The 12928-nt window shown below is 73.7% G+C and carries 10 protein-coding genes; 6 read left to right on the top strand and 4 right to left on the bottom strand.

The window, feature by feature from the left end:
- Positions 1-4: 4 nt before the first annotated feature.
- The 4 genes from ABT158_RS18860 (at position 5) to ABT158_RS18875 (ending at position 8286) form a co-directional block, all read left to right on the top strand.
- The gene (locus tag ABT158_RS18860; protein WP_352354875.1) at positions 5-6085 is read left to right on the top strand and encodes an RHS repeat domain-containing protein; all 6081 of its coding nucleotides are present in this window, start codon (positions 5-7) and stop codon (positions 6083-6085) included.
- Positions 6082-6240: a hypothetical protein gene (locus tag ABT158_RS18865; protein ID WP_352354877.1), complete on the top strand. Its 159-nt coding sequence runs from the start codon at positions 6082-6084 to the stop codon at positions 6238-6240. The genes ABT158_RS18860 and ABT158_RS18865 overlap by 4 nt, the downstream gene beginning before the upstream one ends.
- A gap of 100 nt (positions 6241-6340) precedes the next feature.
- Positions 6341-7816: an MFS transporter gene (locus tag ABT158_RS18870; RefSeq protein WP_352354879.1), complete on the top strand. Its 1476-nt coding sequence runs from the start codon at positions 6341-6343 to the stop codon at positions 7814-7816.
- Positions 7813-8286 (top strand): MarR family winged helix-turn-helix transcriptional regulator, encoded by a 474-nt coding sequence (locus ABT158_RS18875; RefSeq protein ID WP_352354881.1) that lies wholly within the window; start codon positions 7813-7815, stop codon positions 8284-8286. Before ABT158_RS18870 ends, ABT158_RS18875 begins: the two co-directional genes overlap by 4 nt.
- 2 nt (positions 8287-8288) lie before the next feature.
- On the opposite strand, the gene ABT158_RS18880 is transcribed toward ABT158_RS18875, so the two are convergent.
- Entirely contained in the window at positions 8289-8849 is a 561-nt protein-coding gene (locus ABT158_RS18880) for a GNAT family N-acetyltransferase (protein WP_352354883.1), read from the bottom strand.
- A gap of 32 nt (positions 8850-8881) precedes the next feature.
- Positions 8882-9307: a MerR family transcriptional regulator gene (locus tag ABT158_RS18885; protein WP_352354885.1), complete on the bottom strand. Its 426-nt coding sequence runs from the start codon at positions 9305-9307 to the stop codon at positions 8882-8884.
- A gap of 54 nt (positions 9308-9361) precedes the next feature.
- Between ABT158_RS18885 and ABT158_RS18890 the strand changes: the two genes are divergently transcribed.
- Positions 9362-10312: an SDR family NAD(P)-dependent oxidoreductase gene (locus tag ABT158_RS18890; RefSeq protein WP_352354886.1), complete on the top strand. Its 951-nt coding sequence runs from the start codon at positions 9362-9364 to the stop codon at positions 10310-10312.
- A 5-nt stretch (positions 10313-10317) separates the two neighbouring features.
- Here the strand turns inward: ABT158_RS18890 and ABT158_RS18895 are convergent, their stop codons facing one another.
- Together ABT158_RS18895 and ABT158_RS18900 are read right to left on the bottom strand one after the other, a co-directional pair.
- Positions 10318-11730, bottom strand: a complete 1413-nt coding sequence (locus ABT158_RS18895; protein WP_352354887.1) for a hypothetical protein — start codon at positions 11728-11730, stop codon at positions 10318-10320.
- 104 nt (positions 11731-11834) lie between these two features.
- Positions 11835-12269, bottom strand: coding sequence for a peptidase inhibitor family I36 protein (locus ABT158_RS18900; protein ID WP_352325303.1), 435 nt, complete (start codon positions 12267-12269; stop codon positions 11835-11837).
- Between the two features lie 125 nt (positions 12270-12394).
- Here ABT158_RS18900 and ABT158_RS18905 point away from each other — a divergent pair, with 125 nt between their 5' ends.
- Positions 12395-12880 (top strand): MarR family winged helix-turn-helix transcriptional regulator, encoded by a 486-nt coding sequence (locus ABT158_RS18905; RefSeq protein WP_352354889.1) that lies wholly within the window; start codon positions 12395-12397, stop codon positions 12878-12880.
- The last annotated feature ends 48 nt before the right edge of the window (positions 12881-12928 follow it).

The raw sequence follows: 12928 nt of genomic DNA on the forward strand, positions 1-12928 counted from the left end.
GACGATGATGCGAACGACAGTCCTGGCCGTCGTGGCCGCGCTGGCGGCGGGGATGTTACACCCGTCGCCGGCACTGGACGCCCGGCCGGCATTCAAGATCCGTCCGGTGCAGCGGGAGCACTCCGTCACCGGCGGCAAGGTGCGCGGGGACGTCCCGGCGCCGCCGTCCGACTCACAGACCCGCGCGTGGCGGGCCCCGGCCGCCGTGGCCTGGCCCGCGGCGGGCAGGGTGCGGGTGGATCTGCGCGCCGCCGGGCGGCAGGCCGCGCGGGCGGGCGCGGGCGCGCCGGGCTGGAAGGGCGTCCGGGCGGGCGGCCTGCCGGTGACGGTGGCCGCCTCCGCCGCCGACGGGCCGGCCGGCGCCGAGGTCGAGCTCTCCTCCCGCGAGGACGCCGCCAGGGCGGGGGTGGCGGGCCTGCTGCTGGCCGTCCGGCCCGACACGCCGGGCGCGCTGTCGGTCAAGGTGGGGTACGCGGCCGTCCGGGGCGCCTTCGGCGGTGACTGGGCCGCGCGCCTGTCCCTGGTCACGCTGCCCGGGTGCGCGCTGACGACGCCCGACCTGCCGCAGTGCCGTACCAGGACGCCGGTCGCGGCGGTCAACGACACCGCGGCCGGCACGCTCACCGCCGACGTGCCCGACCCCGGCGGGGCGGTGCTCGCGGCGGTCGCCGCGCCGAAGGGGGCGAGCGGCAGCTACGCCGCCACCTCGCTCGCGCCGTCCGGCACGTGGTCGGACGGCGGCAGCTCCGGCGGGTTCGGCTACACCTACGGCATCGAGGTGCCGCAGGTGCCCGGCGGGCTCGTCCCGCCCGTCGAGCTGTCCTACTCCTCCTCCGCCGTGGACGGCCGGGTCGCCTCGACCAACAACCAGCCGTCCTGGCTGGGCGAGGGCTGGGAGTACGAGCCGGGCTTCATCGAGCGCAGCTACCAGGGGTGCGCCGACGACCAGGGCGACGGCGCCAACAACAGCACCAGGACGGGCGACCTGTGCTGGAAGTCCGGCAACGCCACCCTGTCGCTGAACGGAACCACCACCGCGCTCGTCCGCGACGACGCCTCGGGCGTCTGGCGGCCGGCCCGCGACGACGGCTCCAGGGTCGAGCACCTCAACGGCACCGCCGCCGACACCGCCAACGGCGACGACGACAACGAGTACTGGCGGATCACCAGGCCCGACGGCACGCAGTACTGGTTCGGCAGGAACCGGCTGCCCGGCTGGAGCGCCGGAAACCCGGAGACCGGGTCGGCCTACACCGTGCCGGTCTTCGGCAACCACCCCGGCGAGCCCTGCCACGCGGCCGCCTTCGCCGACTCCTCCTGCGCGCAGGGCTGGCGCTGGCAGCTCGACTACGTGGTGGACCCGCACGGCAACGCCATGGCCTACTACTACGACCGGCAGACCAACTCCTACGCCAAGGCCGGCTCCCCCACCGCGAACGCCGACTACGTCCGCGCCGGTCACCTCAACCGCATCGAGTACGGCCTGCGCGCCTCCGACGTCTACGCGACGCCCGCGGCGAAGGTGAGCTTCGGCGTGGCCGAGCGCTGCCTGTCCGGCTGCGACGTCTTCGACGCCGCGCACGCCGCCAACTGGCCGGACACGCCGGTCGACCAGGACTGCGCGCGCGGCGCCAAGTGCGCGACGGCCGGGCCGACGTTCTGGACCCGCAAGCGGCTGACGTCCATCAGCACGCAGGCGGGCGGCAGGGTCGTCGACTCCTGGGCGCTGACGCAGGACTTCCCCGGCACGGGCGACAACACCGGGGCGGGGCTGTGGCTGGCGAGGATCGTCCGGACCGGGTCGGGCGCCGGGGACCCGATCACGCTGCCCGCGACCACGTTCGCCGGGACGCTCATGGAGAACCGGGTGGACTCCGACGAGGGACGCCCGCCGCTGTACAAGTACCGGATCACCCGGATCGGCACCGACACCGGCGCCGACACCCTGGTCGCCTACTCGGCCAAGGACTGCGCCGCCGGCGCCACGCCGGACCCGGCGGCCAACACCCGGCGCTGCTACCCGTCGTGGTGGACGCCCGAGGGCTACGCCGAGCCGGTCCAGGACTGGTTCCACAAGTACGTGGTGACCCAGGTGGTCGAGGACGACAAGGTCGCCGGCTCCGGCTCGGAGTCCGTCGTCACGTCCTACGACTACCTGGACGGCGCGGCCTGGGTGCGGGACGAGAGCGAGTTCACCCTGGACAAGCACCGCACGTACAACCAGTTCCGCGGCTACCGGACCGTGCGCACGAAGGTCGGGGCGTCCGCGCGCAGCCAGAGCGACACCGTCTACCTGCGCGGCCTGGGCGGGACGGTGACCGACTCCGAGGGCAACCAGGTGAGCGACGACCCGGCGCTGGCCGGAACCACGCTGGAGACCCTCACCTACACCGGTGAGGGCGGCGCGCTCGCCTCGGCGGCCGTCTCCGAGCCGTGGTCGTCGCCGGTCACCGCGACCAGGGCGGTGAAGGGCCGGGCGGCGCTCACCGCGCGGCGGACCGGGACGTCCGTGAAGCGCAGCCGCACGTTGATCAGCACGGCGACGGGCACCGCCTGGCGGCGCACCCGCGCCGACTACACCCACGACGACCTGGGCCAGGTGCTGTCGTCCGCGGACCAGGGCGACACGGGGGTCACCGGTGACGAGGAGTGCGTCACCACCGCCTTCACCGCCCGGGACACCGCCGCCTGGCTGGTGTCGTACCCGTCGGTGGTCACTACCACGGGCGGCACCTGCGCCGCGCCCGGCGCGGTGCTCTCCGAGACCCGCACCTTCTACGACGGCCAGGCTCTCGGGGCCGCGCCGAAGCCGGGCCAGGCGCACGCCACCCGGACCGAGACGCTCGACCGCCTCGACGGCGCCACCCCCGTGCACGTGGCCACCACCGCGACCTACGACGCCTACGGCCGGACCACCGGCACGACCGACGAGCTGGGCCGCCTGACCACCACCGCCTACACCCCGGCCACCGGCCTGCCGACCGGGACGACCGTCACCGATCCCAAGGGCTTCACCACCACCACGACCCTGGACGGCGTGCGCGGGCTGCCCTTGTCCTCGGCCGACGCCAACGGCCGCACCACCCTCACCGACCACGACGCGCTGGGCCGGCTGGTCAAGGTGTGGCTGCCGGGCCACGACCGGAGCGCCGCCGCCGACATCGTCTACGGCTACGCCATCTCCGGCGCCGCGCCGACGGCGGTGACGAAGAAGGAGCTGCTCGACGACGGCTCCTACAAGGCGACGACCACCCTGTACGACGGCCTGCTGCGCGAGCGGCAGACCCAGCAGGACGCCCACGGCTGCGGCCGCCTGGTCACCGACACGTTCCTGGACTCCCACGGCCGGCCGTGGAAGACGAACGCCACCTACTGGAACGCCGCCGCGCCGGACACGTCGCTGTTCGGCGCCCCGGACAACGTGGTGCCCGCGCAGACCGTCACCGAGTACGACGGCCAGAGCCGCCAGACGGCCGAGATCTTCAAGTCGCTGAACGTGGAGAAGTGGCGCGGCACCACCTCCTACGGCGGCAACTACACCGCGACCGTCCCGCCGGAGGGCGCCGCCGCGACGCTGACGGTGACCGACGTCCGGGGCCGGACGACCGAGCTGCGGCAGTACCCCGGCCGCGTCGCCGACTTCGCCGACTCCCGGGCCGACGTCACGACCTACGACTACGACCGGGCGGGACGGGTGACCAAGGTGGTCGACCCGGCAGGCAACACCTGGGCCTACACCTACGACCTGCGCGGGCGCAGGACGTCGCTGTCCGACCCGGACGTCGGCCTGACCCGCTGGACCTACGACGCGGCCGGCCGCCGCACCGGCACCACCGACGCCCGCGGCGTCACGCTCACGTACGCCTACGACGAGCTCGGCCGCAAGACGTCGGTCGCGCAGGGGGAAGCCAGGCTCGCCGAGTGGGCCTACGACACCCTGCCCGGCGGCAAGGGCCTGCCCGCCTCCTCCACCCGGTACGACGAGGGCGGCGCGTACGTCACCGCGGTCAAGGGCTACGACGCCGCGGGCCGCCAGACCGGCACGACGGTGACGATCCCGCCGTCGGAGGGGCTGCTGGCCGGGACGTACACCGTCGGCACGACGTACCGGCCGGTCAGCGGGCTGCCGGCCTCGACCTCCTACCAGGCGGCCGGCGGGCTGCCCGCCGAGACCGTCCGGCCCGGCTACACCCGCCTGGGCGCGCTCGCCTCCCTCGACAACGGCTCCCGCGTGTACGTCGGCGGCACGCAGTACTCGCCCTACGGCGAGGTCCTGCAGACGGTGCTCGGCGACGTGGGCGCCCGGGTCGTGCGCACCCTGGAGTACCAGGACGCCACCCGCCGCCTGGCCCGGTCGGTCGACGACCGGGAGAAGAGCGGGCCGCAGACCATGGACGACGCGGTGTTCAGCTACAACCCGGCGGGCGACGTCACCAGCGTCCGGGACGACCGGGACGACAGGTCCGCGACCGACACCCAGTGCTACGCCTACGACCACCGGCGCCGGCTGACCGAGGCGTGGACCGCCACGGACGACTGCGCGGCGGCGCCGTCGGCCGCGACGGTCGGCGGGCCGGCCCCCTACTGGCAGTCGTTCGCCTTCGACGTGGTGGGCAACCGGACCAAGGAGGTCCAGCATGGCGGGGCGGGCGACGTCACCCGGGTCTACACCTATCCCGCCGCCGGCCGGCCGCAGCCGCACACGCTGCAGAAGGTGGACACGACCGGGCCCGGCGCGCGTACCGACACCTACGAGTACGACGCGACCGGCAACACCAGGCGGCGCGTCACCGCGCTCGGCGACCAGAGCCTGACCTGGAACGCCGAGGGCGACCTGAGCGCCTCCACCGTCGCGGGCAGGACCAGCACCTTCGTCCACGACGCCGACGGCAACCGGATCATCCGCCGCGACCCCGGCTCGGTCACCCTCTACCTCGACGGCCAGGAGCTGACGCTGGCCGGGGGCAAGGTGAGCGGCACCCGCTACTACGAGGGCCCGCAGGCCACGGTGGTGCGCACCGGCGACGGGAAGGTCAACTACCTGCTCGGCGACCGGCACGACACCGAGGAGCTGGTGGTCAACGCCACCACGCTGGCCTACAGCCGCAGGTCCACCACCCCCTACGGCGGGTCCCGGGGCGCCGCGCCGGCGTCCTGGCCGAGCCAGAAGGGGTTCGTCGGCGGCACCGTGGACGACTCGACGGGCCTGACCCACCTGGGCGCGCGCGAGTACGACGTGGCCACCGGCCGGTTCGTCTCGGCCGACCCGGTCATGGACCTGACGGACCCGCAGCAGATCAACGGCTACGCCTACGCGAGCAACAACCCGGTCGCCTGGTCCGACCCGACCGGCCTGCGCGTCTGCGACGGCCAGGAGTGCAAGGACGCCGGCATCCGTCCCGACGGCCGGCCCATCCAGCCGCCGCCCCCGCCCCCGCCGGCACAGGTGCAGCTGGCCTCCGTCGGCGCCGCGCCGTCCCCCGCTCCTTCCAGGGGCGGCGGCACCGGGCGCAGCAGCGGCGGCACCAGCAACCCCGGCGCGTGCACGAGCCAGTCGTGCATGTTGCGGTACACCGATCCGGCCGCGGCCCAGCGCATCGCGGAGCTGATGGCCGAGAACAAGCGCATCAGCGACGCGCTGGCCGAGGAGCAGGCCAAGCTCAGGCAGGCGCAGGAGGCGCTGCAGAAGGAGAAGCAGAAGAAGAAGCGCGGCTGGTGGGACCGCTGGGGCCGGACGGTGGCGGCGGTGGCCGTCGGCGTGGTCGGTGCGGTCGCGGTGGCCGCGTGCGGCGTGACCGTGGTGTGCGGCGTGGCGCTGGGGGCCGCGGTCGGCATGGCGAGCTACTCGGTGCAGAACGCCGGCTCCGACCGGTTCAGCGTGACCGGCCTGGCCTTCGCCGGGCTCACCGGGGCGGCGCTGGGCGGCGCCGGCCGCTATCTGAAGGCGGGCCAGGAACTGGCCAAGGCCCAGGCGGGGGTGAAACTGCCGATGGGCACCGAAGTGCTGAGAGGTGCGAAGAACATGACCACACAACCCAAGGCGACCTGGTCGTTCACCAACTGGTTCAAGTTCCACAAGCCATGAGCCGGCTGACGGAGATCCTGCGCAGGCCGCGTACGTGGGCGGTCGTCGGAATGCTGGCCGTGGTGGACGTGCTGGCGGTGCTCCTGCTGCCCGAGGAGGTGTCGGTGTACGCGGTGACCGCGCTCACGGTGGCCGCCGCGACCTTCCTCGACTGAGCCGTCAGGCCCCTGGACGCCCGGACGGGCTCCAGGGGCCTGACGGCGTGAGGAGGGGGCGAGGCGGACATGTGTTTAGTTGTGCGAATATAATCGTTATATGCCTATAACGAGTAGAGCGCCCCTCTCCCCCGCCCCCGCGCTCAGCCCCCGCCGGCGGATGCTCGTGCTGGCCATCTGCTGCATGAGCCTGTTCATCGTCGGGCTGGACAACACGATCGTGAACATCGCGCTGCCGGCCATCCGCCGCGACCTGAACGCCTCCATGTCCGGCCTCCAGTGGATCATCGACGCCTACACGGTGGTCCTGGCGAGCCTGCTCATGCTGGCCGGCTCGACCGGCGACCGGGTCGGCCGCCGGCGCACGTTCCAGACGGGGCTGGCGCTGTTCACGCTCGGCTCGCTCATGTGCTCGCTCGCGCCCGGCCTCGGCTGGCTGATCGCGGCGCGGGCGTTGCAGGCCGTCGGCGGGTCCATGCTCAACCCGGTCGCCATGTCGATCATCACGAACACCTTCACCGAGCCGCGTGAGCGGGCCCGCGCGATCGGCGTGTGGGGCGGCGTGATCGGCATCAGCATGGCGCTCGGCCCGCTGGTCGGCGGCACACTGGTGGACTCGGTCGGCTGGCAGGCGATCTTCTGGATCAACATCCCGGTGGGCCTGGCCGCGTTCGCGCTGTGCGCGTTGTTCGTGCCCGAGTCGCGCGCGCCGCGCCCGCGCCGGGTGGACCCGGTCGGACAGGCGCTGGTCATCGTGCTGCTGGCCACCCTGACGTACGGCTTCATCGAGGCGCCGGCGGCCGGCTGGACGTCCCCGCGCACGCTGGGCTGCTTCGCGGTCGCGGCGCTGGCGCTGGCCGTCCTCGCGCCGTACGAGCTGCGCCGCACCGACCCGCTGATCGACCTGCGCTTCTTCCGCAGCGCGCCGTTCACCGGGGCCACGGTCATCGCGGTGTGCGGCTTCTCCGCGCTGGCCGGGTTCCTGTTCGTCAACACCCTCTACCTCCAGGACGTGCTGGGCCTGTCCGCACTGCACGCCGGCCTCTACACGCTGCCCATGGCCGGGCTCACCGTGGTCTGCGCGCCGCTGTCGGGCCGGATCGTCGGGACCGCCGGGCCGCGCGTCCCGCTGGTGGTGGCCGGGGTCACCATGGCGGCCAGCGGCCTGATCATGACCGGGCTGGCGGCGGACACGCCGACCTGGCGGCTCATGGCCTCGTACGTGCTGTTCGGGGTGGGGTTCGGCATGCTGAACGCGCCGATCACCAACACCGCCGTGTCCGGCATGCCGCGCGCCCAGGCCGGCGTGGCCGCGGCGGTGGCCTCCACCAGCCGCCAGATCGGCCAGTCGCTCGGCGTCGCGGTCATCGGCTCGCTGGTCACCTCGGCGGTGGCCGGTCCGTTCGCCGCCGGGTTCCCGCGGGCCAGCCACATCGGCTGGTGGATCGTCGCCGGGTGCGGGCTGGCCATCCTGCTGCTCGGTATCCTGACCACGACCGGCTGGGCCCGCCGCAGCGCCACCCGTACCGCCGAACGGCTCGCCCACGCTCCCGACAGAACGGCGGACGCCTCATGACCGACACCTCCGGCAGTCCCGGCAACTCCGGCAGTGCCGGGCACGACGCCGTGGCCCGCGTCTGGGCGGCGATGTACGACCTCGTCCTGCGGCAGGAGGACCGCCGCAAGGAGGTGGCCGAGACGCTCGGCATGAGCTTCTTCCGGGTCAAGGCGCTGCGCCGCCTGCTGGCCGGGCCGATGACCATGCGGGAGCTGACCGCCGAGCTGTCCACCGACAAGCCGTACACCACCCTGATGGTCGACGACCTGGAGCGGCGCGGCCACGTGACCCGCAGCGTCTCCCCCGACGACCGCCGCAGCAAGATCGTCACGCTGACCCCGGCGGGGACGGCCGCCGCCGAGGAGGCCGAGCGCATCCTGGCCCGTCCGCCGCGTTCCCTGCTGGCCCTGGACCCCGGCGACCTGGCCGCGCTCGACCGCATCATGGCCCTCCTGCTCACCCCGGAGGAGCCGGCCCGCCGGCGGTGAGGTCAGCTCTTGAACCGGGACAGCCGGGCGGCGCAGAGGGTCTGCTCGGCGCCGAACTCCTCGAAGGTGGCGACCGGACGGAAGCCCAGGCGGGCGGCCAGTCTCAGCGATCGTCCGTGCGCCGTCCTGGTGACGATCACCACCGGCTGGTCGGGCAGCTCGCCCGCCGCGGCGCGCAGCGCGGCCGTCGCCGCCTCGTGGGCGAACCCGCTGCCCCAGGCCGGGCGGCGCAGCACGTACGACAGCTCCAGCTCCTCGCCGTCGCCGGTGACGTGCCCGGGACGATCGGCCGCGCGGCGGTCGAGCGCCAGCGTCCCGAGGAGCCGGTCGGTGACCAGGTCGGCGATGACGTAGCCGCCCGGCGCGGCCGTCGCGGCGGCGGTCCCGGCGGCGTCGAGGAAACGCTCGACGTCGGCCCGCGGCCGCGGGCCGCCCAGGTGCTCGCGCACCTCGGGGTCGGTCATCAGCTCGACGAGACCGTCCCGGTCGCCGTCGTGGGCCTTGCGCAGCAGCAGGCGTTCGGCGCGGATCTCCGTGGCGGACAGCGTGGGCAACGGGCTCATGGGTCCTTGATCCTAGGGCAGCCCCCGCCGCTCTACGGTGAAGGCGACGGGGTCGGCGACCAGACCCCGGCCGCGGTCCCGTCCCGGACGTGCCGGCGGTAGGCGACGACCTTGCCGTGGATGATCTCCAGGCTCGCCGTCAGGCCGGCGATCCGGTCGCGGACGGCCCGCTCGTGCTCCTCCAGCAGCGCGAGCCGCTCCGGCTCGTTGCCCGGCCCCGAGCGTACGAGGTGGGCGAACCTGCGCAGGGTGGCGATCGGCATGCCGGACTCCCGCAGCCGGTTGCACAGCAGCAGCCACTCCACGTCGGCCTGGTCGTAGGCCCGCTGCCCGCCGGCCGTACGCGGGATCGGGCGCAGGAACAGCTCCTCGCGCTCGAAGAAGCGCAGCGCGTGCACGCCGAGCCCGGTGGCCCGCGCGACGTCCCCGATGGACAGGCGGTCCGCGTCCCTGCTCATGGCACCTCGCCATAGTTTGACCTAGATTGCACTCTAGATTCTACGGTCGGGGACATGGCACGTACCCAACACAAGATCGGCTCGGGTTTCGGCCCGCACAGCACGGCCGACGACGTCCTGGCCGGCATCGACCTGTCCGGCCGGAACGTCCTGATCACCGGCGGCTACTCGGGCCTCGGCCTGGCGGCCACCCGCGCACTGGTACGGGCGGGAGCGCACGTCGTCGTGCCCGCCCGCCGTCCCGGCGTGGCGCGGGACGCGCTGCGCGACCTCCCCCGCACGGAGGTGGCCGAGCTGGACCTGGCCGACCTCGGCAGCGTCCGCGCCTTCGGCGACCGGTTCCTGGAGACCGGCCGCGGCCTCGACGTCGTCATCGGCAACGCGGGCGTCATGGCCCACCCCCACCGGCCGGTCGGCCCCGGCTGGGAGGCGCATCTCGCCATCAACCACCTCGGCCACTTCGCCCTGGTCAACCGGCTGCGCCCGGCGCTCGCCGGGGCCCGGGTGGTGTCGGTCTCCTCCTCGGGGCACTTCCTGTCCGACATCCGCTGGGACGACCCGCACTTCCGCCACGGCTACGACCACTGGGCGGCCTACGGGCAGTCCAAGACGGCCAACGCCCTGTTCGCCGTCCATCTCGACGCCCTCGGCGCGGCCGACGGCCTGCGGGCCTTCGCCGTGCATCCGGGCAGCATCCTCACCCCGCTGCAGCGCCGCATCCCCCGCGAGGAACAGGTCGCCCAGGGCTGGATCACGGCCGACGGACGCCGGGCCGACGGCTTCAAGACCCCGGAACAGGGCGCGGCGACCGCGGTGTGGGCGGCCACGTCACCCCTGCTGGACGCGCACGGCGGCGCCTACTGCCAGGACTGCGACCTGGCCGAGCCGGCGACGGGCGACGACATGCTGATCGGCGGCGTCAAACCCTGGGCCCTCGACCCGGACTCCGCCGCCCGCCTGTGGAAACTCTCTTCCGACCTGACCGGTGAATCCGCCTTCTCCTGACCGCCCTACGGGCGGCGGCCGGGCCTGAGCAGCAGCGCGACCGCCGCCGCCAGCACGGGGAGCGCGACGGTCGCCAGGGCGATCGAGCTCCACGGCGTCTCGAACGGCACCCGCGGCACCGGGTCCCAGTCCACCGAGGTCGTGAAGGGCCAGGCCAGCAGCAGCCCGGCGACACATCCGGCGGCGGCGCCGGGCACCGCGCCGCAGGCCGCCGCCAGGGCCGCCCGGCAGGCGGTGAGGCCGCGCGCCGCGGCCGGAGAACCACCGACCCGGAGCAGGAGGCGGTCCGGACGGCGCGACCTGGCCGTGGCCGCGAGCGCCCCGGCCAGAGCGGCCGGCGCGGCCGCCCCCGGGAAGAGCAGCCAGTTGTACGAGGGCACGAAGCCCTCCTCCAGGTACGCCTGCCCGCTCTCGCCCAGCCGCTCCTGGACGCGGTCCCGGTCGGCCGCCGTGACCCGGTGCAGGGAGGGATCGACGATCAGCGCCTCCAGCTCCAGCTTGACGCCCATGCCGAGCACCAGCCGCGCGGGCAGGAAGACCGCCTCGACGCCTGCGGCGGCCGGGGCGACGAAGGTCGCGGGAACCGTCCTGGAGATTCTCGGTTCGCCCGGCGGGTCCTCGGGGGCGCGGTACTCGATCGTGACGGTGTCGTGCCGGCCCGGCTCGGACGTGACCGCCACGGCCCTGCCCTCGTCGTACGGGAACGACGGGTCCCCCGTGAGGTAGCGCAGCAGCGCCTGGTCGCCGATGTAGTCGCGAAAGGACGTCGCGGAGCCGGCCGTCGACACGGTGAGGCCGAACGGGTGGACCGGCGTCAGGCCCTGGGCGACGTCCGTTCCGGGCAGCTCCTGCCGGACGGCGGCGATGCCGGGAGCCGGTCGTGCGGGATCGAGCCGTACGACGAGCGTCCCCGGCCGCGCCTGCGGGAGGTACTGCGCCCTGGACTGCGCGGTCCCGGCCGCCGCCACGGTCGCCACCGCGACGGCGAAGGCCGTGGCGATCATGGTCGCGGCCACCGCGGGGGCCGTCCGCGCGCGCCGGTCGGCCAGGTGCCGGGCCGAGAGCCGCAGGGCCGCCGGAAGCCGGACGCCGCCCCGCCCGAGCACGCCCAGCAGCCAGGGGACGAAGGGGCCGAGCCCGAGCACGAACGTCGTGGCGCCCACGATGGCCGCCAGCAGGGTGATCTCGGACCCGAAGTCGTCATAGTGCACGTCCTCGTGCGTCGACCAGGCCATCAGCGCCATCAGCGTGAGCCCGGCCGCCGCCACCCACGCGCCGGCGACCAGATGGCCGGAGCGCATCCGGCCGTGCCGCCCGAGCGGGGCGGTCTCCGCGGCGAAGATCGTCGCGCCGCAGGCCAGCATCACGAGCACGCCGATCAGCACCAGGAGGAAGATCAGGGAGACGACGTCCGGCATGAAGGGAGCGTACGGGCGCAACGATCAACGCGACACCCCCCGGGCCGGGAACGGCGACGGCCGGCCGCCGCGGGGTTCGCGGGGCCGGCCGGAGGGTTCGAAGGTCAGCCGTGGGAGTCGGTGGTCGCGGCGCGCTTGATGCTCAGCTCGTCGCCGCCGATGGAGCAGGAGGGGCCGTTCGGGCCGCCGAAACGGACGGAGTCGAAGAAGTCGCGGAAGGTGATGTAGAAGTTGCCCTTGCCGCGCGGGCCGGTGACGGCCGAGCAGCCGCCGTAGTCGGCCTCGGAGTAGAGATGGATGAGCGTGTCGGTGCGGTTCCAGTCGGACTTGGCGCGGTCGCCCATGCCCAGGGCCGCCAGGTTGGCCGTGCTCGCCTGGAGCTGGACGATGTCGCCGGTGCCGTCGAGACCGGAGAACAGGCAGTAGTTGCCTTCCTGGCAGCGGTCGTATCCCGTCGCCGCCTGCGCGGGGGACGCCACTGCGGCCAGAGCGGCCACGGCGATCGGTAACGCCAGAACGTGAAACTTCTTGCCCACCATGCCTCCATGGACGAAACTTTCCTTCGGTCCGAACATACATAGTGAGATCAACTTGCGCTAGACCGTCAGGGTGGACGTTCTTCAGCGGATAATCCGCTACGGGATGAGTTGGTAGCCTCGACCACATGACTTCGATGGCGCCCTCGCGTACCGAGCACGACCTGTCGTTCCTGCTCGACCACACCAGTCACGTGCTGCGCACCCGGATGGCGGCGGCGCTGGCCGAGCTGGGGCTGACCGCGCGCATGCACTGCGTGCTCGTGCACGCCCTGGAGGAGGAGCGCACGCAGATCCAGCTCGCCGAGATCGGCGACATGGACAAGACCACGATGGTGGTCACCGTCGACGCCCTGGAGAAGGCCGGGCTGGCCGAGCGGCGGCCGTCGAGCACCGACCGGCGGGCCCGGATCATCGCCGTGACCGAGAAGGGCGCGCAGGTGGCGCGGCGCAGCCAGGAGATCGTGGACGGCGTGCACGCCGCGGCCCTCGGCTCGATCCCGGACGACGAGCGGGAGGTGCTGGTACGCGCCCTGAAGCGGCTGGTCACCGGCCACCTGGAGACCCCGGCCGAGGCGCCGCAGCCGGTCCGGCGGGCCAGGGAACGCGGCTAAGTAGTTCCGTGGCATATCGTCTGTAACGGAACTATCTGCTACGGTCTC

Origin of the sequence: Nonomuraea sp. NPDC001636, assembly GCF_040298265.1 — a bacterium.
GTDB lineage: Bacteria > Actinomycetota > Actinomycetes > Streptosporangiales > Streptosporangiaceae > Nonomuraea.

Excerpts from the sequence above, each read along its gene's own strand:
- ABT158_RS18860 (WP_352354875.1), top strand. The coding sequence starts at position 5 with ATGATGCGAACGACAGTCCTGGCCGTCGTGGCCGCGCTGGCGGCGGGG.
- ABT158_RS18875 (WP_352354881.1), top strand. The coding sequence starts at position 7,813 with ATGACCGACACCTCCGGCAGTCCCGGCAACTCCGGCAGTGCCGGGCAC.
- ABT158_RS18905 (WP_352354889.1), top strand. The coding sequence starts at position 12,395 with ATGACTTCGATGGCGCCCTCGCGTACCGAGCACGACCTGTCGTTCCTG.
- ABT158_RS18885 (WP_352354885.1), bottom strand. The coding sequence starts at position 9,307 with ATGAGCAGGGACGCGGACCGCCTGTCCATCGGGGACGTCGCGCGGGCC.
- ABT158_RS18870 (WP_352354879.1), top strand. The coding sequence starts at position 6,341 with ATGCCTATAACGAGTAGAGCGCCCCTCTCCCCCGCCCCCGCGCTCAGC.
- ABT158_RS18880 (WP_352354883.1), bottom strand. The coding sequence starts at position 8,849 with ATGAGCCCGTTGCCCACGCTGTCCGCCACGGAGATCCGCGCCGAACGC.
- ABT158_RS18865 (WP_352354877.1), top strand. The coding sequence starts at position 6,082 with ATGAGCCGGCTGACGGAGATCCTGCGCAGGCCGCGTACGTGGGCGGTC.
- ABT158_RS18895 (WP_352354887.1), bottom strand. The coding sequence starts at position 11,730 with ATGCCGGACGTCGTCTCCCTGATCTTCCTCCTGGTGCTGATCGGCGTG.
- ABT158_RS18890 (WP_352354886.1), top strand. The coding sequence starts at position 9,362 with ATGGCACGTACCCAACACAAGATCGGCTCGGGTTTCGGCCCGCACAGC.
- ABT158_RS18900 (WP_352325303.1), bottom strand. The coding sequence starts at position 12,269 with ATGGTGGGCAAGAAGTTTCACGTTCTGGCGTTACCGATCGCCGTGGCC.